Source organism: Bacillus sp. FJAT-53060, assembly GCF_037104745.1.
In the GTDB taxonomy this organism is placed as follows: domain Bacteria; phylum Bacillota; class Bacilli; order Bacillales; family Bacillaceae; genus Bacillus; species Bacillus stratosphericus_B.
This window is the reverse complement of record NZ_JBAWSW010000004.1, coordinates 78,539-98,313: the sequence shown is the minus strand read 5'-3', so window position 1 is coordinate 98,313 and position 19,775 is coordinate 78,539. Positions and strand designations below refer to the sequence as shown.

At 39.8% G+C, this 19,775-nt stretch carries 16 protein-coding genes and 2 pseudogenes; 11 read left to right on the top strand and 7 right to left on the bottom strand.

Annotated features, from left to right (window positions below; genetic code table 11):
• Positions 1-164: pseudogene (locus WAX46_RS15725) on the bottom strand (IS3 family transposase); the annotation flags it as partial.
• Between the two features lie 42 nt (positions 165-206).
• A complete protein-coding gene (locus WAX46_RS03475) occupies positions 207-431 on the bottom strand; it encodes a hypothetical protein (protein ID WP_336493358.1) in 225 nt (74 codons plus the stop codon).
• Positions 432-872: 441 nt separating this feature from the next.
• On the opposite strand from WAX46_RS03475, the gene ftsE reads away from it, so the two are divergent.
• The 3 genes from ftsE (at position 873) to WAX46_RS03460 (ending at position 3,816) form a co-directional block, all read left to right on the top strand.
• A complete protein-coding gene (gene ftsE / locus WAX46_RS03470; RefSeq protein WP_226567264.1) occupies positions 873-1,559 on the top strand; it encodes a cell division ATP-binding protein FtsE in 687 nt (228 codons plus the stop codon).
• The gene (ftsX, locus tag WAX46_RS03465; RefSeq protein WP_226567260.1) at positions 1,552-2,442 is read left to right on the top strand and encodes a permease-like cell division protein FtsX; all 891 of its coding nucleotides are present in this window, start codon (positions 1,552-1,554) and stop codon (positions 2,440-2,442) included. Before ftsE ends, ftsX begins: the two co-directional genes overlap by 8 nt.
• A gap of 105 nt (positions 2,443-2,547) precedes the next feature.
• Positions 2,548-3,816 carry a murein hydrolase activator EnvC family protein gene (locus WAX46_RS03460; RefSeq protein WP_226567259.1) on the top strand — a complete coding sequence of 423 codons (1,269 nt, stop codon included), beginning with the start codon at positions 2,548-2,550 and terminating at the stop codon, positions 3,814-3,816.
• A gap of 53 nt (positions 3,817-3,869) precedes the next feature.
• Here the strand turns inward: WAX46_RS03460 and WAX46_RS03455 are convergent.
• Positions 3,870-4,329 (bottom strand): annotated as a pseudogene (locus tag WAX46_RS03455) (hypothetical protein).
• A gap of 151 nt (positions 4,330-4,480) precedes the next feature.
• Here WAX46_RS03455 and ctpB point away from each other — a divergent pair.
• The 3 genes from ctpB to WAX46_RS03440 all read left to right on the top strand — a co-directional run bounded on the left by ctpB (position 4,481) and on the right by WAX46_RS03440 (position 7,881).
• The gene (ctpB, locus tag WAX46_RS03450) at positions 4,481-5,929 is read left to right on the top strand and encodes a carboxy-terminal processing protease CtpB (protein WP_336493357.1); all 1,449 of its coding nucleotides are present in this window, start codon (positions 4,481-4,483) and stop codon (positions 5,927-5,929) included.
• Between the two features lie 342 nt (positions 5,930-6,271).
• Positions 6,272-6,625, top strand: coding sequence for a swarming motility protein SwrAA (locus tag WAX46_RS03445; RefSeq protein WP_226567257.1), 354 nt, complete (start codon positions 6,272-6,274; stop codon positions 6,623-6,625).
• Positions 6,626-6,693: 68 nt separating this feature from the next.
• Entirely contained in the window at positions 6,694-7,881 is a 1,188-nt protein-coding gene (locus WAX46_RS03440; protein WP_226567256.1) for a PDZ domain-containing protein, read from the top strand.
• Positions 7,882-8,174: 293 nt separating this feature from the next.
• On the opposite strand, the gene WAX46_RS03435 is transcribed toward WAX46_RS03440, so the two are convergent.
• Genes WAX46_RS03435 through WAX46_RS03425 form a run of 3 tightly spaced genes read right to left on the bottom strand, consistent with a single transcriptional unit; the run spans position 8,175 to position 11,283 of the window.
• Positions 8,175-9,590 carry a HAMP domain-containing sensor histidine kinase gene (locus WAX46_RS03435; RefSeq protein ID WP_226567255.1) on the bottom strand — a complete coding sequence of 472 codons (1,416 nt, stop codon included), beginning with the start codon at positions 9,588-9,590 and terminating at the stop codon, positions 8,175-8,177.
• On the bottom strand, positions 9,587-10,273 hold the full coding sequence (locus WAX46_RS03430; RefSeq protein WP_226567254.1) for a response regulator transcription factor: 687 nt from the start codon (positions 10,271-10,273) through the stop codon (positions 9,587-9,589). The genes WAX46_RS03435 and WAX46_RS03430 overlap by 4 nt, the downstream gene beginning before the upstream one ends.
• Positions 10,270-11,283: a YncE family protein gene (locus WAX46_RS03425; RefSeq protein WP_336493356.1), complete on the bottom strand. Its 1,014-nt coding sequence runs from the start codon at positions 11,281-11,283 to the stop codon at positions 10,270-10,272. Before WAX46_RS03425 ends, WAX46_RS03430 begins: the two co-directional genes overlap by 4 nt.
• 1,191 nt (positions 11,284-12,474) lie before the next feature.
• Here WAX46_RS03425 and WAX46_RS03420 point away from each other — a divergent pair.
• From WAX46_RS03420 to uvrA, 3 genes are all read left to right on the top strand, one after another.
• On the top strand, positions 12,475-12,720 hold the full coding sequence (locus WAX46_RS03420) for a CsbA family protein (protein WP_226567251.1): 246 nt from the start codon (positions 12,475-12,477) through the stop codon (positions 12,718-12,720).
• 286 nt (positions 12,721-13,006) lie between these two features.
• Positions 13,007-14,992, top strand: a complete 1,986-nt coding sequence (gene uvrB, locus WAX46_RS03415; RefSeq protein WP_336493355.1) for an excinuclease ABC subunit UvrB — start codon at positions 13,007-13,009, stop codon at positions 14,990-14,992.
• Between the two features lie 7 nt (positions 14,993-14,999).
• Complete coding sequence (gene uvrA, locus WAX46_RS03410) at positions 15,000-17,876, top strand: excinuclease ABC subunit UvrA (RefSeq protein ID WP_336493354.1); 2,877 nt, start codon at positions 15,000-15,002, stop codon at positions 17,874-17,876.
• 33 nt (positions 17,877-17,909) lie between these two features.
• Here uvrA and WAX46_RS03405 read toward each other — a convergent pair whose 3' ends face one another.
• Complete coding sequence (locus tag WAX46_RS03405; protein WP_226567248.1) at positions 17,910-18,140, bottom strand: hypothetical protein; 231 nt, start codon at positions 18,138-18,140, stop codon at positions 17,910-17,912.
• A 195-nt stretch (positions 18,141-18,335) separates the two neighbouring features.
• Between WAX46_RS03405 and WAX46_RS03400 the strand changes: the two genes are divergently transcribed.
• Together WAX46_RS03400 and WAX46_RS03395 are read left to right on the top strand one after the other, a co-directional pair.
• Entirely contained in the window at positions 18,336-18,671 is a 336-nt protein-coding gene (locus tag WAX46_RS03400) for a hypothetical protein (RefSeq protein WP_226567247.1), read from the top strand.
• Positions 18,672-18,682: 11 nt separating this feature from the next.
• Complete coding sequence (locus tag WAX46_RS03395; RefSeq protein WP_226567246.1) at positions 18,683-19,774, top strand: DUF4097 family beta strand repeat-containing protein; 1,092 nt, start codon at positions 18,683-18,685, stop codon at positions 19,772-19,774.
• The last annotated feature ends 1 nt before the right edge of the window (position 19,775 follow it).

Genomic DNA, 19,775 nt, shown 5'->3' with positions numbered 1-19,775 from the left:
TGTTTACGCTTTTTTACTTTCACACGACACTGTAAACCGTAGGTTTGCATAATACGTTGTACCGTCTTATGATTCATTTTCATTTCTTTTTGTAGTAGAGCTGTGATTTTACGATAACCGTACGTATATTGATGTGATTTACAGAGTGATGAAATCAACTGGACTAGTTTCTGCTGCTTTGGATTCGGCTGATGATCTTGTTTTTTTCAACGATAAAATGTTAATCTTGCAAGCTCAAACATCTGACAGTGGTGAACACCATCGGTTTCATCAACCAGTCGGGAAACAATATTCATATGGGAAAGGACCTTCACTTGGGTACTATTCTTAATTCCTAGCTTGTCCATGATTTCTTTTGTTGGAATCCCTATTAACTTCATTCGAACGGCCTCTTCTTTTACGCTAATCGGATAACTTACTCTTTTTTTCATACAAAAACACCTCCAAATTGTTTTCAGGTATGCTATACCCGATGTTCAACTTAAAGGTGTTTTTATTTGTCTCATATTATGGGGTCAGTCCCAATCGACAAGGTGTTTTTGTTTTCTATATATAGAAAAAGACTTTTTTATAGTAGGGAAGCGTATCATCTTAAATTTTATTTAAAAATATTTTCGGTTTTGGTTGTTCTATTTACCTTTTATTTATAAGTTTTGAAATATAAATGTAATACCATTGCGTCGATTCATGACGTATAATTGGAGTTGTTGAAATTTAGACGATTCAATTTTTTCATCTTTTTGGATGAAAAGGACATAAATTGCTTGTGCGTATCGAAGGGTATGCGTGATCATACATAACGTTTTTTGACGATAAGTGTCAAAATCATGATAAGCTGTTTGGCAGCGAATAACAAAAGATTAGGTGATTACATGATTGAAATGAAGGAAGTCTACAAGATTTATCCTAATGGCGTAAAGGCGATCAATGGAATCAATGTCTCTATCCATCCAGGAGAGTTTGTGTATGTTGTTGGCCCCAGTGGTGCTGGTAAATCCACTTTCGTCAAAATGATGTATCGTGAAGAGAAGCCAACCAAAGGGAAAATCCTAATCAATAATAAAGATTTAGGTTCGATTAAGGAGAAAGATATTCCTTATGTGAGAAGAGAAATAGGCGTAGTATTCCAAGATTTTAAACTGCTGCCAACCCTTACAGTGTTTGAGAATGTGGCATTTGCGCTTGAAGTCATTGGTGAACAGCCTAGTATCATTAAGAAAAAAGTGCTTGATGTACTCGATTTGGTGCAATTAAAGCACAAAGCGCGCCAATTTCCTGACCAGCTGTCTGGCGGTGAACAGCAACGTGTGTCTATCGCTAGATCAATCGTCAATAGTCCTGAGGTTGTCATTGCAGACGAGCCTACTGGAAACCTTGATCCAGATACATCATGGGAAATCATGAAGACACTGGAAGAGATTAATAACCGAGGAACAACAGTCGTTATGGCGACACACAATAAAGAAATTGTAAACAGTATGAAGAAACGCGTCATCGCAATCGAAGATGGTATGATTGTGCGTGACGAAGCAAGAGGGGAGTACGGAATTTATGATTAAATCTCTCTCACGACATTTACGTGAGAGCTTCCGTTCACTTGGAAGAAACACGTGGATGACATTTGCATCAATTAGTGCGGTCACTGTCACATTGATTTTAGTTGGGGTTTTTCTTGTCATTATGCTCAACTTGAATAACATGGCATCGAACGCTGAAAAAGAAGTAGAAGTCAAAGTGTTAATCGAATTAACAGCAAATCAAAAGCAACAGGATGAATTAAAAGCAGAAATTGAGAAGATTCCTGAAATCAGTGATGTGAAATACTCATCAAAGGATGATGAACTGAAAGCACTGATTAAAAGCTTTGGTGAAAATGGACAATCCATGGGACTTGTTGATCAAGAAAATCCATTGAACGATGCATTTATTGTGAAAACAACAGACCCTCACGATACACCAAAAGTAGCGAAAAAATTAGAAAACTTAAAAGGTACGTATAAGGTGACCTATGGGAAAGAAGAGGTCAGCCGACTCTTTAATGTTGTCGGAGTGGCACGTAATGTCGGCATTGCGCTCATTATAGGGCTTTTGTTTACAGCGATGTTCTTAATCTCGAATACGATTAAAATTACAATTTTTGCTAGACGTAAAGAAATTGAGATTATGAAGCTAGTAGGTGCAACGAACTGGTTTATCCGCTGGCCATTCTTCATCGAAGGATTACTCCTTGGTGTATTTGGTTCCATTATACCGATCGCTCTATTGCTTAGCACGTATCAATATGTTGTGGGCTGGGTGGCACCGAGAGTACAAGGCTCATTTATTTCAATGCTTCCATATAATCCATTTGTCTATCAAGTATCACTGATCCTTCTATTGATCGGTGCAATCATTGGTGTGTGGGGAAGCTTAACGTCCATCCGTAAATTCTTAAAAGTATAATTTTGATGGCAGCCTTCGAGGATTCTAATAGAAGATGTGACCGGTTGATCCGATTCACCCGGTCGACTCTTCATGTCGACAGTTGTCTGGGAGGGGAATATCGTTTTGAAAAGAAAGTTGATGATGGCTGGAATGGCAGCGTTTATTGGAACAACGTGGCTATACACTCCAGAAAATGAAAATCGTGCATTCGCATACGAAGACCTAGATCAAAAACGTGAACAAATCGAAGAGAAAACATCGAAGACTGACTCAACCCTGAAAAAAAAGAAATCAGAGCTTGCAAAGCTTGAAAAGAAAGAAACAAAGCTTAAACAAGAGATTGAAAAGATTGACCAAAAGGTAAGTGATATAACTAAAAAGGTCGCTGCAAAAGAAAAAGAAGTCAAACAAACCAAAAAAGAGATCAAAAAACTGAAAAAAGACATTCAAGTCATCAATGAACGTATTGAAAAAAGAAAAGAGATTTTCAAAGACCGAATTCGATCAATGCAAAAAAGTGGCGGTACGATCAACTATTTAGATGTGCTGCTAGGTGCTCGCAGCTTTAGTGATTTTGTGAGTCGTGTTGGAGCTGTTACAACAATTGTCGAGGCAGATAAAGACATGATTACAGAACAAGAAAATGATTTAAAGCTAGTGGAGCAAAAAGAAGCAGAGCTAAATAAACAGCTAAGTGGACTTGAAACATCTCTGAAAGAGCTTGAAGTGCTGAAAAAAGACCTATCTAAGCAGCAAAAAGAAAAAGGAAAAGTTCTGGGTCATGTAACAGAGGAAAAAGAACATGCACATGATGAACTAGGTAAGCTTGAAAATGAAAAAGAAATTCTAGCGAATCAAAAAGCGGCTGTGAAATATGAGGAAGCACGTCGTCAAAAGGAAGAAGCCAAGAAAGCAAAACAAGCAGCGGCTGAGAAAAATGCACCTGCATCAAATGGTGGTGGCTCTTCGGATCAAGTGTCTGATACACCAAAAAGCAGCTCAGGTTTCATTAAACCAGCTGCAGGAAGATTCTCCTCAGGCTTCGGCCGACGTTCTGGCGGACAGCACTACGGATTAGATATTGCAGCAAAAGGTACCGTACCTGTCGTGGCAGCAGCATCTGGAACAGTCACGAATTCAAGCTACTCGTCCAGCTACGGAAATGTTGTATTTATTACACACAATATCAATGGACAGACGTATCAAACGGTATACGCTCACCTGTCAACAAGAAGTGTTTCAACAGGACAGAGAGTCGAGCAAGGGCAATTCCTTGGATACATGGGAAACACAGGTCAATCGTATGGCCAGCATCTTCATTTTGAACTTCATAAAGGATTATGGAATGGTGGAAAATCAAATGCGGTCGATCCTGCCCCATATATCCGCTAACAAAAAGCCGATAACATTAACATGATGTTATCGGCTTTTCGATTGAGATTAGATTAAAATAAAAACAGTAATCCGGCAATAATAGGTGTTAAAAGCACGGTGGATTTTAATAAGAGCTTCGGTGCAACGCGTGTAAATTTTGCGCCAATAAAAGCCCCACTTGAATAAATGGTGCTGACCCAATACCGAACATGCCTGACAGCATACCTGATACAAGACCTAAAATAATGCCCCTTATCAACAATTGACGTGAAGAAAGCGGCTGCTGCTCAGCTTCTTCATTTATGACAAACAATTTATCATCATAAAAACAGCAGATAAAAAGAGCATACCGGCTGTTAAATAGTGCAGGCTTTCCAAGTCGTAAATGCCATAGCAGCTAAAGATATCCCGAGTACTGTGGATAAGTACATCAAATATTAACGTAAGCAATGCGATGACACAACCAGCCCCGCCAGCTCCTACAAACCCTAATAAAATTCCTAATAAAAGCATCATCAATATAATATACATAGGAAGACTCCTTCTTGATCATAACAAAATAAAAAATGACACCTAATGAAATAATAGTCGAGCCTTTACGGGAGAATGTTTTTACATGAAATCCCTCCTTCTGGCATATAATAACTCAGGTCACAGGAAGAGTTGAAGAAGGAGGCCAAATATGAAAAAACAAGTCACATCCATAATGGTAATTGTCGTCCTATTAATAAGTGCAGGGGTTATGACACAAAAAGAGGGGACTCATGCGGAATCAACGAAGGCAGTAGCTACAATGACTGGACTAGCTCAATCTAGTGATCGGGCCAAAGAAAATGGAATGGAGAAAATTGAGAAAGCCTATGATCTCATTTCAAATGAATATGTAGAGGAAGTGGATCGTCAAAAGCTGCTAGAAGGCGCCATTCAAGGAATGCTTTCGACTTTAAATGATCCTTACTCTGTATACATGGACAAGCAAACCGCAAAGCAATTTTCTGATTCGCTTGATTCCTCTTTTGAGGGAATTGGTGCAGAAGTTGGGATGGATGAAGGAAAGATCATTATCGTCTCTGCCTTTAAAAAATCCCCTGCGGCGAAGGCTGGTCTTAAGCCGAAGGATGAAATTATCAGCATTGATGGTGAGCCGATGAAAGAAAAAAGCCTAAACGATGCTGTGCTTAAAATAAGAGGAAAAAAAGGAACGTCTGTCGCCATGAAAATCAGACGAAATGGGATTGAAAAGGAGTTAACCTTCCATATCAAACGAGAAGAAATCCCGCTTGAAACGGTGACTTCCTCTATGAAAGAGGTAAATGGCCATAAAACGGGCTATATTGCGATCTCTAGCTTTTCTGAAGATACTGCGAAGGATTTCACTTCAAGCCTGAATAAGCTCGAGAAAAAGGGCATAGAAGGTCTTGTACTGGATGTGAGAGGGAATCCTGGCGGTTATCTACAAAGTGTGGAAGACATTTTGAAACATTTTATTACAAAGGATCAGCCCTATATTCAGATCGCAGAACGGAACGGGGACCGGAAACGATATTTCTCAAAACGGAAAGAACAGAAACCTTATCCTGTCAATATTTTGATTGATAAAGGAAGTGCATCCGCTTCTGAGATTCTTGCCGGTGCAATGAAAGAAGCAGGAAAGTATGAAGTTGTAGGTGACGTCTCCTTTGGAAAGGGAACTGTGCAGCAGGCGGTCCCGATGGGAGATGGAAGTAACATCAAATTAACACTATATAAGTGGCTGACACCAAAAGGGAATTGGATTCACAAGAAAGGCGTCGTGCCCACCATTGCCATTCATCAGCCAGATTACTTTACCGTCGGTCCGCTCCAGTTAAAAGAACCACTTCAGCTTGATATGAACAATGAAGAGGTTAGACAAGCGCAGACGCTTTTAAAGGGATTGTCATTTGACCCTGGCAGAGTAGATGGGTATTTTGATCAAGAAACGGAAAATGCCGTACTCGCTTTTCAAAGCACATACAATCTTGATAAATCAGGCGTCATTGATTTGAAGACAGCAAAAATGATGAACAAAATGGTCGATGAAGTGAAATCCTATGAAAAAAATGATCTTCAGTTGCAAACTGCACTAAAAGCACTATATCTCAAAAAATAAAGAGGCGAATAATTGCCTCTTTTTTCGGTTCATAAGTGTCACGAACATGTAATAATTTATTCTTAAAAATAAATTATATCGAGAAATATATTCATTTATTTTACAAAAAACATAACATTCTTTCGAATTTACCCGATAACATATTTATATAAGAGACTTTCTGTTGATTTAAACATGTCATGAAAATGAAACTTTTGAAAGTTGTATGTTACATAAATAATTCTTACAATTAAAAGTAGCACTCATTTTAATATTTTATTTTTTGCGGATATTCAGCTTGAGCATTAAGCTGTACCGAGGTTTGCGCTTTTCTTAAAAGAACTAGTAAATGGGGGTACACAATTGAAAAGGGCAAGTATTGTGAGAGAGAAAAAATATTACGAGTTGGTAGAGGAGCTTAAGAGTCGTACGAAAGGTGTGACATTTTCTGCTACAAAGGCATTAAGTCTGCTCATGCTGTTAAGCAGGTATTTGGTGAATTACACAACGGTAGAATCAGTCGACGAAATTGATGAAGACTGTGCTGAGATATACTTCAATTATTTAATGGATAATCATAAGAGACTTGGTATAAACTTAACCGACATCAAGAGATCCATGCAGCTTCTCGGCGGCATACTAGATGTAGATGTCAATCACTATTTAAAAGATTTTTCACTGTCGAATGTCACACTTTGGATGAATCAGGAGAAATAAACCTGATGTCAAGCATCGATTTATTTGATAGAATAAGAGAAAATGCTTGACGTGGGCGGTGAACGTTAATGAGCTCGGAGTGGATGGGAGCCGGATTAAAAGCGGTCAGTCTGTTTTTAATCCATCCTCTTTTTTATTTCATGATATTAATCAGTCTATTGTATGGCTACATCCGCGTAAAGCGGGAGAGAAAAGCGTTTCAAACAAGAATAGAAGATGTCTACGATGAACTAAAATTTACATATTCAAAGGGGTGGATTCTAGGAATATGTCTATCCGTCATTTCAGTAGGCTTAGGGATTGCCCTCCCACCTGGATTCATCGTGCTGATTACAGCGATGACCATCGTTTTCTCTTTATTCTTTAAGGCGAGTGCGCTTTCGTCTGCATACACACTCGGTTTCAGTTTTATTGCGGCATTTGGACTGATGTATTTTCAAGTGAGTCATTCTTGGCTGCCGCAGCTCTCAATGATGAATGCTTCAGCCGTTGTCATCCTGTTAGGGCTTCTATTAATGACCGAAGGAATTCTAGTATATCGAACGGCGCATTTACGTACATCGCCTGCAATGGTGATGAGTGCGAGAGGACTTTTAATTGGCCAGCAGCGGGCAAACCATCTGTGGCTTTTACCGCTTGTTTTACTAATGCCGGCAGGTGAATTTACATCTTTTCTGCCATGGTGGCCAGTGCTTCAAGTGCACGATCAAAGCTTTTCATTTATTTGTATTCCATATATCATCGGCTTTGGCCAGCGGATTCAAGGGTCACTGCCCATTGTCAGTATTCAAATTACGGCACGTCGCATTCTCATGCTTGGACTCGCTGTTGCGTTACTAGGTGCTGCAAGTATTTGGTTTGAGCCAATTGCCTTAGGAGCTGTCGTGATTGCGATTGTCGGAAGAGCCTTCCTTTCATGGAAGCAGAGGGTCAATGACAATGCTGCGCCGTTCTTCTTCTCTAAGCGGGATCAAGGGCTTATGGTGCTTGGCATTATTCCAAATACACCCGCAGCCGATTTGAAGCTTGAAATCGGAGAAATTATTACAAAGGTGAATGGAATTGAGGTTAAAACCGTTTCAGAATTTTATGAAGCACTACAAACCAACCGTGCTTTGACAAAGCTTGAAATCATTGGCTTAAATGGTCAAACAAGATTTGAGAAACGCGCTTCTTACGAAGGGGAGCATCATCAGCTTGGTATTCTGTTTGTGAAGGATGATCCACAGCAAGAACAAACGGCGATTTCATCTTAAAAAAGCTGCTAGAGATGGCAGCTTTTTTCTTTTGTACGTGTTTTTTCCATATTACTCGCCCCCATTCACGCATGGCGAAGATGATGGGCTTTAATGTATCTCCAAGAGAAGTTAGTGAATGCTCCAACCACCGTATCTTCTTTCCAAATGTGTTAAATGTTTAAGATGGAAGATATGATCAATATGAAAATTTTTCAGGGAAATAAAAACAGCCCTTGTTAAAAAGAGCTGTTTTAAGCATAGACATATGCTAGGGAATAGTGAGGTTCGGAAAAGATTTTATGAAAAGACTGCTATTCAGTTGGCAAACTTTCGCTGAATGAAGCGTTTGGCAGTTGAATAATGGCCGTCGTACCTAGTCCAGGATCAGATTGAACATCAAAGGTGCCATGATGTTTTTTTATAATTTGATAGACAATGGCTAGTCCAAGTCCAGAGCCACCATCTTTTCTCGTTCGTGCCTTATTTACTCGATAAAATCGCTCAGATACATGCGGAAGATCTTCTTTTGGTATCCCTTTGCCCTCATCTGTTACTCTCAATTCAGAAGTGTTTTGATGAACATGTAATTCAATCGAAATCGATTTCCCAGATGGAGTGTAGTGAATGGCATTGTCTAGCAAATTACGAACCACTTGTTGAAGCCGATCGCTATCACCATAAATAATACAATCCTCTTCAAGATTCCGTTTGAGAGAAATTCCTTTTTGACTGGCGATGAATGCTACTTGATCTAAAACATCATGGATGAGCTGGGCAAAGACGATTGGATCCGATGACAGTGGATAAGAATCACCCTCTAGCTGTGCAAGGTCTAAAAGATCGTGAACAAGCCGGCTTAAACGTGTGGCCTCATCTTGGATGATTTGCATTCCTTTCTTTTGATCAATGATGCCCTCTTCTATGCCTTCTGCATATCCTTTCATATAACTTAAAGGAGTCCTAAGTTCGTGAGAGACGTTAGCAAGAAACTCCCTGCGGTGCTGTTCAACCTTTTCTAGGGTAGAAGAAAGCTTATTAAAGGAACGACTAAGTTGATTTAATTCATCCCCTTTTTTGGTCACAGCCATGCGTTTTGAAAAATCACCAGATTCCATTTCCATTGCAATTTCTTTCATTTTATTAATCGTCCTCACGATTTTATTGGAGCTTTTATAACCGATAAAGAAAATCAGCAGCAGGATACATAAAATGAATAGGATAAGTGTGAGCCTAATTTGGGCAAACGGTTCATAAACATCAGATAAAGGCATAGAAAGAAAAATCGTCCCCGACAGATCTTCTTTGTTTGAGAAAACAGGGATGGCAATACCGAGAATATCCTGATGAAACTGCGGGTGCTCCCTAATTAACACGACTGTTTTCCCTTGGAGTAGCTTTTGGCGTTCCTTGAAGGTGATGAGGTTATCGTTTGTGTTCGTATCAAAAGGAATACCACTTGAAAGCTCCATTGGGTCATCTGTAAAAATAATGTTCGCTTGACTTGACTCATTTGCCCATTTCATTCTATCTGTAAAAAACGTGTCTTTACCGTGTTTATGATAGATTTCTGCTAACTTTTTTCCTTGTAAACTTAAAGAGTCGATCTGTTTATCAATATATAAATGCTCGTATAAGTAATAGGTCAGTGCAAGAGCTGAGGCTGCAACTATTCCGATCACAGCAAGGATTAAAAAGAGTACTTTCTTTTTAATGGATAAAGGCTTCATTCTTCCTCCTCAAACTTATAGCCGACACCCCAAACGGTCTTAATATGTCGTTCCGCTCCCTTTAATTTTAGTCGTAGTGTTTTAATATGTGTATCGACTGTTCTCAAAGAGCCAATGGGGGAGTGGGATTCCCACAATTTTTGATAGAGCTGTTCACGGGAAAACACTTGGCGTTGATTGAACAGAAGAAACATGAGTAAATCATATTCTCTTCTTGTTAAATTAACAGGCTCTTGATGGAGATAAACTTGTCTTCCGTCTTGATCTATCTCCATGTCACCGATAAGCATTCGGCTGCGCTTTAGCGAAAGACCTCTAATTCTTCTTAAGGTCGTTTCAATTCTTGCTGCAAGCTCACGCAAGCTAAAAGGCTTCATAATGTAGTCATCTGCTCCAATTTCAAGCCCTCTAATTCGATCTTCCTCATAACTTCTAGCTGTTAAGAACAAAATAGGAATTTGGGATGTTTGTCGAATGTGCTGGCAGACTTCAAACCCATCCATGTCAGGCATCATGATATCCAATACAACAAGGTCAATGGGTTCCTTTTCGAGTTGACGTAAGGCATCCATTCCATTATTTGCAGTGGTAATGTGAAAGCCCTGTTTCTGCAAAAAGGTGCCAATTAACTCAATCATATCTAACTCATCGTCTACTATTAAAATATGCATCTGATCTTTCATTTCTTTTCCTCCAACATGATAGCATATGGCCCATAGGGGACATTCAGTCGGTTTTTCATCATGAATGTATGTTTGTCTATAACGGATACTGAATTGTCATCTAAGTTACTCACATATATGGATGAGGTATCGGCGGCGATATAATTCGGATTTTGACCAGTTTCAACAGAAGCGAGCTGCTTATCCGTCTTGGTATCTACTTTGTAGAGCGTATGGTCTCCATGACATAGAACATATAAAGTAGAGGAATTTCTCTCAGAAAAAAATGCAACCGGCATGACGCCTAGTTTGATTTCACGTTGCTGTTTACCAGTTTTAGCATCATAAGCAAAAATGCTTTTATTTAAGCTGCCAGGTTTTCCGTGTCCACCGATCCAAATGGACTGCCCATCAAAATGAATACCAGAAGGCCGTTCTAGCACAGAAATCGTACGAATATTTTCTTCTTTTTCAATATCTATGACTGAAACTGTATGACTTTCTGCATTTAAAACAAACAAAGTTCCTGAAGAAGATAGCGTCATGGAAGAGGGTAATTTGTCGGTCTTCACGGTCGCTTTTATTTTTTTACGCTGTGTATCAATAAAATAAACGACATTCTTCTCCGAATCTGCTACAAATAAGGTGTTAGAGGCAGTATCATATGTAAGTGTAGTCAGCCCTTTATTCACATCCATATAATCTGTTGCTGTTCCCTTTTTTAAGTCGATTTCAATGAGAGACTTCCCTTCTTTACTTGTTGCAATAATGACGTCTTTGTTAATTTGAATAAGATCAGTGAGTGGGTGTTTTAAATCAACTGAAGAAACAATTTTCTTCTTTTGTAAATCAACAATTGAAAAGGATGCTTTTTTTAATTGAGAGATCACAGCGATTGATTGAGAGCTGCCAGGTGGCGTAAATTGCTGTTCTTTACCGCAGCCTGACAGGAAAACAGTAGCACTATCAAACAGACCAAAAAATATTTTACACGTTCCATCCTTTCGCTCCTTTACGTCCTCTATTTTCAAAAAGCATACCACAAAAATTGTGAAAAAAAATCGAAGTTATTTATGCTGGAAGAAATGAAAAAAAGATTTTAGGTGGAGAAGTGCGGGAGATTTGTAGCTAAAATCTCTTTTTCGAATATATGACATTTTTTCATCTTTAAAAGATGAATTTTATGGTTTGATTAAAGTGACCCTCATAGCTTACTGTAATCAAAATAATTAAAGCTTCCCCGCCCTAAATATAAGGGAGAGAAGCGAAAATCGGATCATGTGCTTGCGCCTTTGATCGGATGGAGCTTTGCCCCGAGCAAACCACTAATCGACATGCAGAGTGAAAAGATAAAAAAAAATGATACCGCTTTGTGAATGAGAAAAGAGGCATAATGTGAAGAATGGTATACATGACAAAATGGCATAGCATGATAGAAAGATTGGCATTTGTATAAGGACTAATTTTAAATAGTGTTGATAAGTATATGATCGGATTCTTTATTTTTCATACATGTATGAAGAATAAAGGAGTGACGATCAATGCCAGAAAACCATACTTGGCTGTTTGTGAACAGAATGAGTGGGGCGATCCCGATGGTTAAGTAAAGTACAATGAACCGATGATATCTACATTTGCTTGTAAACGTGTCTGCTAATGAGTAAAACGCCTGTCATAAGTGTTAGGAACAAAAATGGGATATTCACTAGGAAAATGGAATGCCAGTCAAACCTCTGAATGATGATCGAGTCAATAAAAGGTCCAAGTACAGCTCCAAAATCAATACATCTAATAAATCCTATGTTTAAAATGATAGTGCCCACTATCATTTTATAAAATAGATAGACAAACAAACCATTGGTTATTTGGATAAGGGGGCATTTCCATGTATTCAGTTTTATTTCATGCGGCTGAATAACCGTATCACTTGCAGGAGCAAAAGGCGTGAATGGATCAAATTAAACAATCACGGCCTGCCATTCCCATGTGGATTTATTATTAAAACAACATCTAGAGCAAGACTTCCAACTCGTTTTAACTCAGTAAGAAGACTTTATTGAGACATGCACACACATTTTCATGAGAGGAACCTAAAGACCTATCGTTTTAAAGGGGAAGTTCTCATCATGGATGAAGAAAAAAAGTGAAATCGAAAACTGTGAATTGTTCATTTTGCCAATCTTTACTATAATCAAGGTAGACCATGTAGAGGGAGGGTTTTTGTGATTACAAAAGCCATATTTGCACTTGTTTTTCCTTTCCTGCTTGTTATTTTATTTTCAAAGGTTACCTATAATCATTACGTTGGCATTGCATTAACAGCGGCGCTTTTATTTGCCTCTTATATGAAAGGCTATACAGAAACCTACTTTATCGTAGGATTAGATATTATTTCTTTAGTGGCTGGGGCATTGTTTATGGCTAAGAAAGAAATCGAAAAGAGAGAGAAGGCTGATAAACATCATTGATGTCATCATCTGTGATAGGCCGAAAAGTATACTTTTTTCAAACACGTGCTGTGCTTACGATTCTAGTGAGCACAGCTTTCTTTTTTTTGATCTTTCATCTAATCGAATATCTCCCTCTAAAATGTTCCATACTGAAAGGAAGGTTTTCTTAAAAGGGTTATTTGCCAAGGCAGAGAGGGTATGAATGTATTGGAAATAAAAAACACGAACTTTAGTTCGTATTTTTGTGTACTTTTATGATAATATATTTATTAGATAGATTTCGTAACGAAACGGAGGCTTTGATGTGAGTGACCGCTTTGAATTAGTATCTAACTATCAGCCCCGAGGAGATCAGCCTAAGGCGATTGAAAAGCTTGTGGATGGAATCCATCAGGGGAAACAGCATCAAACGCTGTTAGGTGCAACAGGTACGGGAAAGACCTTTACTGTATCCAACCTGATCAAAGAAGTGAACAAACCGACACTTGTCATTGCGCATAACAAGACACTTGCCGGTCAGTTATACAGCGAGTTTAAGGCATTTTTTCCGGATAATGCTGTCGAATATTTTGTGAGTTACTATGATTATTACCAGCCTGAGGCATATGTTCCTCAAACCGATACATTTATTGAAAAGGACGCCAGCATTAATGACGAGATTGATAAGCTGAGACACTCCGCGACATCCTCGTTATTTGAGCGGAGAGATGTCATCATCATTGCCAGCGTGTCCTGTATTTATGGTTTGGGTTCGCCAGAGGAATACCGAGAGCTTGTGCTGTCTTTGCGCACTAATATGGAAATTGAACGCAATCAGCTTCTGCGTAAGCTTGTGGATATTCAGTATTCTCGTAATGATATAGATTTTCAGCGTGGAACCTTTCGAGTACGAGGTGACGTCGTTGAAATTTTTCCTGCTTCACGAGATGAGCATTGTATCAGAGTGGAGTTTTTCGGTGATGAAATTGAACGTATTCGTGAAGTGGATGCACTGACGGGAGAAATACTCGGTGATCGTGAGCATGTCGCTATTTTCCCCGCATCTCACTTCGTCACAAGAGAAGAAAAAATGGAAAAAGCGATTATCAATATTGAACAAGAGCTTGAGGAACAGCTTGAAAAGCTTCGTGAAAACGGAAAATTGCTAGAAGCGCAACGTCTTGAGCAACGGACAAGATATGACCTTGAGATGATGAGAGAGATGGGCTTTTGTTCAGGAATCGAGAACTATTCAAGACATTTGACGTTACGTCCTCCTGGTTCAACACCTTACACGCTGCTTGATTATTTCCCAGATGATTTTATGGTTGTTGTCGATGAGTCACACGTCACCATCCCGCAAATTCGCGCAATGTACAACGGTGACCAAGCTAGAAAACAAGTGTTGGTTGATCACGGATTCCGTCTGCCATCAGCACTTGACAATAGACCGCTCACTTTTGATGAATTTGAAAAACATATCAAACATATTGTGCATGTATCCGCAACGCCTGGACCGTATGAGCTTGAGAAAACGCCAGAGGTCGTGGAACAAATTATACGCCCAACTGGTTTGCTTGATCCAATCATTGAAGTTCGACCGATCGAAGGACAAATTGATGACTTAATTGGAGAAATTCATGCGAGTATTGAGAAAAATGAGCGTGTGCTTGTGACGACTTTGACAAAGAAAATGTCTGAGGATCTCACCGATTACCTAAAAGAAATCGGGATTAAGGTCAATTATTTGCATTCAGAAATTAAGACTCTTGAGCGGATTGAGATTATCCGTGATTTACGTCTCGGTAAATTTGATGTACTCGTCGGAATCAATCTTCTTCGTGAAGGATTGGATATTCCAGAGGTGTCGCTCGTGGCCATTTTAGATGCGGATAAAGAAGGCTTTTTACGCTCTGAAAGATCTCTCATCCAGACGATCGGCCGTGCAGCGAGAAATGCAGAAGGCCGGGTCATTATGTATGCGGACAATATGACGAAATCAATGGATATTGCCATTCAAGAAACGAAGCGAAGACGAGAGCAGCAAGAAGCCTATAACGAGAAATTTGGGATTACTCCGCAAACGATTCATAAGAAGATTCGAGATATCATTAAGGCAACGACAATTTATGAAGAATCGGAAGAATATGAAACAAAAACAGCACCAAAGCTGTCAAAAATGAGCAAAAAAGAACGAGAAAAAGTGATCGGAAAAGTCGAGATGGAAATGAAAGACGCAGCAAAAGCGCTTGATTTTGAAAAAGCAGCAGAATTAAGAGATCTATTGCTAGAGCTAAAAGCGGAAGGATGATTGCCTGATGGCTATGGAACGAATAGAGGTGAAAGGTGCAAGAGCACACAACCTTAAAAATATTGATGTCAATATCCCGCGTGACCAGCTAGTGGTAATTACGGGTTTATCTGGTTCAGGTAAATCGTCCCTTGCCTTTGATACCATTTATGCAGAAGGTCAGCGCAGGTACGTTGAATCTCTTTCAGCCTATGCGCGCCAGTTTCTCGGTCAAATGGACAAACCAGATGTAGATGCCATTGAAGGTCTTTCTCCGGCGATTAGTATTGACCAAAAAACGACAAGCCGGAACCCTAGATCAACGGTTGGAACTGTCACTGAAATCTATGATTACTTGCGTCTCTTATATGCTAGAGTGGGAAAACCCATTTGCCCTATACACGGGATTGAAATTACGTCACAAACGATTGAGCAAATGACAGATCAAATTTTAGAATTTCCAGAAAGAACAAAGCTGCAAGTGCTTGCGCCAGTCGTATCTGGCCGCAAAGGAACACATGTCAAAGTAATTGATCAGATTCGGAAGCAAGGCTATGTTCGAGTGAGAGTCGATGGAGAGATGGAAGATCTTTCAGAAGATATCGTGCTTGAAAAGAATAAGAAACATTCGATTGAAGTCGTGATTGACCGAATTGTTGTGAAAGAGGGGATCGCCGCTCGGCTGTCTGATTCCCTTGAAACTGCGCTTCGACTAGGTGAAGGTAGGGTGATCATTGATGTGATTGAGCAAGAAGAGCTATTATTCAGTGAACATCACGCTTGTCCGCATTGCGGATTCTCTATTGGTGAGCTTGAGCCGAGAATGTTCTCGTTTAATAGTCCTTTCGGTGCCTGCCCAAGCTGTGATGGACTCGGTTCTAAGCTGGAAGTAGACCCGGAGCTGGTCATTCATAATAAGGATTTAACTTTACGTCAGCATGCCATTGCACCATGGGAGCCGCAGAGCTCACAATATTATCCGCAGCTTCTTGAGGCCGTATGTACACACTATGGAATCGACATGGACATCCCAGTAAAAGATATACCATCGCATTTATTCGACAAAATTTTATATGGCAGCGGCTCTGAGCTGATTTATTTTAAATATGAAAATGATTTTGGCCAGGTACGTGAAAATGAAATTGAGTTTGAAGGTGTTCTTCGTAACATTGAACGTCGGTATAAGGAGACCAGCTCTGATTATATCCGTGAGCAAATGGAAAAATTTATGGCCAATCAGCCATGTCCGACATGTAAAGGGTATCGCCTGAAAAAAGAAACGCTTGCTGTTCTCATCAATGGCAAACACATCGGAGAAATCACAGATTTGTCTGTATCTGATGCTCTTGATTTCTATGAAAAAATGGAGTTATCGGAGAAAGATTTGCAGATTGCCCAGCTCATTTTACGTGAAATCAAAGAGCGCTTGTCATTCTTAAATAATGTGGGTTTAGATTATCTGACATTAAGCCGATCAGCTGGAACACTATCAGGCGGGGAGGCGCAGCGGATTCGTTTGGCGACTCAAATCGGGTCAAGACTGACGGGCGTTCTCTATATATTAGACGAACCTTCCATTGGCCTGCATCAACGTGATAATGACCGTTTGATTGGGACGTTGAAAAACATGCGTGACATCGGGAACACGCTGATTGTCGTGGAGCATGATGAAGATACAATGATTGCGGCTGATTATTTGATCGATATTGGACCAGGAGCAGGAGTTCACGGAGGAGAAGTGATTTCAGCTGGAACGCCAGAAGAAGTCATGAAGGACCCGAAATCTTTGACAGGTCAATACTTATCAGGTGAGAAATTTATCCCGCTTCCGATTGAGAGAAGGAAGCCTGATGGTCGCTTTATTGAAATAAAGGGTGCTAAAGAAAACAACCTAAAAAATGTCAATGTGAAGTTCCCTCTAGGCGTTTTTACAGCTGTGACCGGTGTGTCTGGATCAGGGAAAAGTACGCTTGTAAATGAAATCCTATTGAAGTCACTTGCGCAAAAACTGTACAGAGCGAAGGCGAAACCAGGAAAGCATAAAGAAATCAAAGGAATGGATCATTTAGATAAGGTGATTGATATTGACCAATCTCCAATTGGCCGTACGCCAAGATCTAATCCTGTCACGTATACAGGTGTGTTTGATGATGTCCGGGATATCTTTGCGCAAACCAATGAAGCGAAGGTCAGAGGCTATAAAAAGGGCAGATTTAGCTTTAACGTTAAAGGCGGCCGCTGTGAGGCGTGTCGTGGAGATGGAATCATTAAAATTGAAATGCACTTTTTACCTGATGTGTATGTTCCTTGTGAAGTATGTCACGGAAAACGTTATAACCGTGAGACACTAGAGGTCACATACAAAGGGAAAAACATTGCCGATGTCCTTGAAATGACTGTGGAGGACGCACTCCAATTTTTCGAGAATATACCGAAAATTAAGCGTAAACTTCAAACGATTTTTGATGTTGGGCTAGGGTATATTACGCTTGGTCAGCCTGCGACGACATTGTCTGGTGGAGAGGCGCAGCGTGTGAAATTGGCATCAGAGCTTCACCGTCGTTCAAACGGTAGATCTCTCTATATTTTAGACGAGCCCACAACAGGCCTTCATGTGGATGATATTGCTCGTTTATTAAAAGTGCTACAGCGTTTGGTCGAAAATGGGGATACGGTTCTGGTCATTGAGCATAACCTCGATATTATCAAGGCCGCTGATAACCTCGTTGATCTGGGACCAGAAGGCGGTGCAGGCGGTGGAACCATTATTGCCTCTGGTACACCTGAGCACATTGCAAAAGAAGAAGCTTCATACACAGGTCATTACTTGAAGCCTATTTTAGAACGTGACCGCGAACGAATGAAGCAATTGCTGCAAGAAACAGAAAGTGTGACATCATCATAAGTGAAAACCCCTCTTGCTAGAGGGTTTTTCCTTTTATTGAACATCTTCCTTAGGTATTAAATTACTTAAGTGAGTTAAATCCTTTAAGATATGGGTGCTGCTGCTGTCGAGCAGTACTTTTAAGTAACGAATATCACCATATTTCGGATGAGACGGATGAATCGTCTCCAGCTCCTTGATCATATCGCTGTTCATGCTTTTTTGTTTCTGTATAAGGTCTAAAAGCATTTGTGCCGTGTGGTTAGAGATATGATGATCTGTCAAAATAATTACCCCCTATAATGATAATCACCATCTTTTCAACATATTTTAAAGGGTAATCTGTGAAGAATCTACACTTAGGGGGAAAAAGAAATAATTTGTGTCTAAGGTCATATGTAAATCGAATGATTTGAAACTTTTTATACCAATAAACGTATGAGTAAGAAAGGAATTTTCGTCATGAAGGAGCGAATATATATGAATAGAGATCAGTCGATCATAGCATCTATTTGTTATTTTAGTGTATTTTTTATGCCGTTTATCGTACCGATTGTGGCGTATTTTGTAGTAGATCAGAAGGAAACAAAACGGCATGCGAAACGGGCATTGTGGTCACATCTGGTTCCAGTTGCAGCGTGTTGTATTCTCATTTTTGGGGCCATTCCGTTTTTACTGGCAACGCAAGTGAGTGATTCGCTTATTCCAGTCATGACGGTGCTCATCTTGTCATTTTTAGTAGCCATTAGCTTTTTGATCTCTGTTATTTGGAATATCATTCAAGGCATTAAAGTACTTCAATCTATCAAATCATAGGAGGGCTTTGTATGAATGAGAAAGAACGAATTTTAAAATTAGTGGAAGACGGGACTTTATCAGCAAAAGAAGCAATTACGCTGTTAGAAAAGCTAGAAAAAAGCCAGTCTGTATCATTAGAGAAGTCTACAGCCGACCATAACTTTCATGAAGAAAAAACTGGAGCAGAAAGCAAAGGAAACGGCACCGAGAATCTTGGGGCAAAGCTGTTTGGCTGGTTAGATTCTGCAGTAAAAAAAGTAAAAGATGTCGATCTTGATTTGAACTTTGGACAGTCAGTCGATGTTGAACACATTTTTCAATTTAAAGACGCATCGCTGTCTCATTTAGAAATTCAATTGGCCAACGGTAGTCTTAATGTGATGCCTTGGGACGATGGAGATATCCGAGCAGAGTGCCATGCGAAAATCTATCGGACAGAGGACGGAGAGCAGGCAAGACAGCAATTTCTCAATCAATTGGATTGCGGAATTGAAGGGGATAAGTTTTTTATTAGAACCGAAAAGAAAACGATGAAAGTCAATGTCACCTTATATGTACCGCATATCCAATACGATAAGATCAAGGTCAAGCTGTTTAATGGGCCAATTCGCGGGGAAAAGCTAATGACAAAAGAACTTGCTGCGAAAACAACAAACGGCGTTGTCTCTTTTGCCTCGTTACAGGCAGAAAAGGTCGGAATTGAAACAGCAAACGGACAAATTAAACTGGCTGATCATGAGTGTGGTATGATCGAGGCAGAAACCATCAATGGGCTCATTGACCTGCGTGGGAAAAGTGAATCAATTGATGCCCAGAGCTTTAACGGGAACATTGCTGTCCAGCTGTCGGACGAAAAGTGCCGTTCCATTTATGCGAAAACCACAACAGGCAGTGTGGACGTCCAGATTCCGCGTGCATGTGGATTGATTGCAGAGCTGAAAAGCAATCTTGGGTCTATCTCTCACGATTTGCTTGAAGCAGATATGATTAAAGAGAAAAATGAAACGTTACAAAAAGAGAAAATGATCAAAGCCAATCAACAGGCAGAGCACAGTTTATCCATTTTTGCAGAAACAAAAACAGGTTCTATACAAGTAAAGCACCAATCAGACAAGGAGTGAT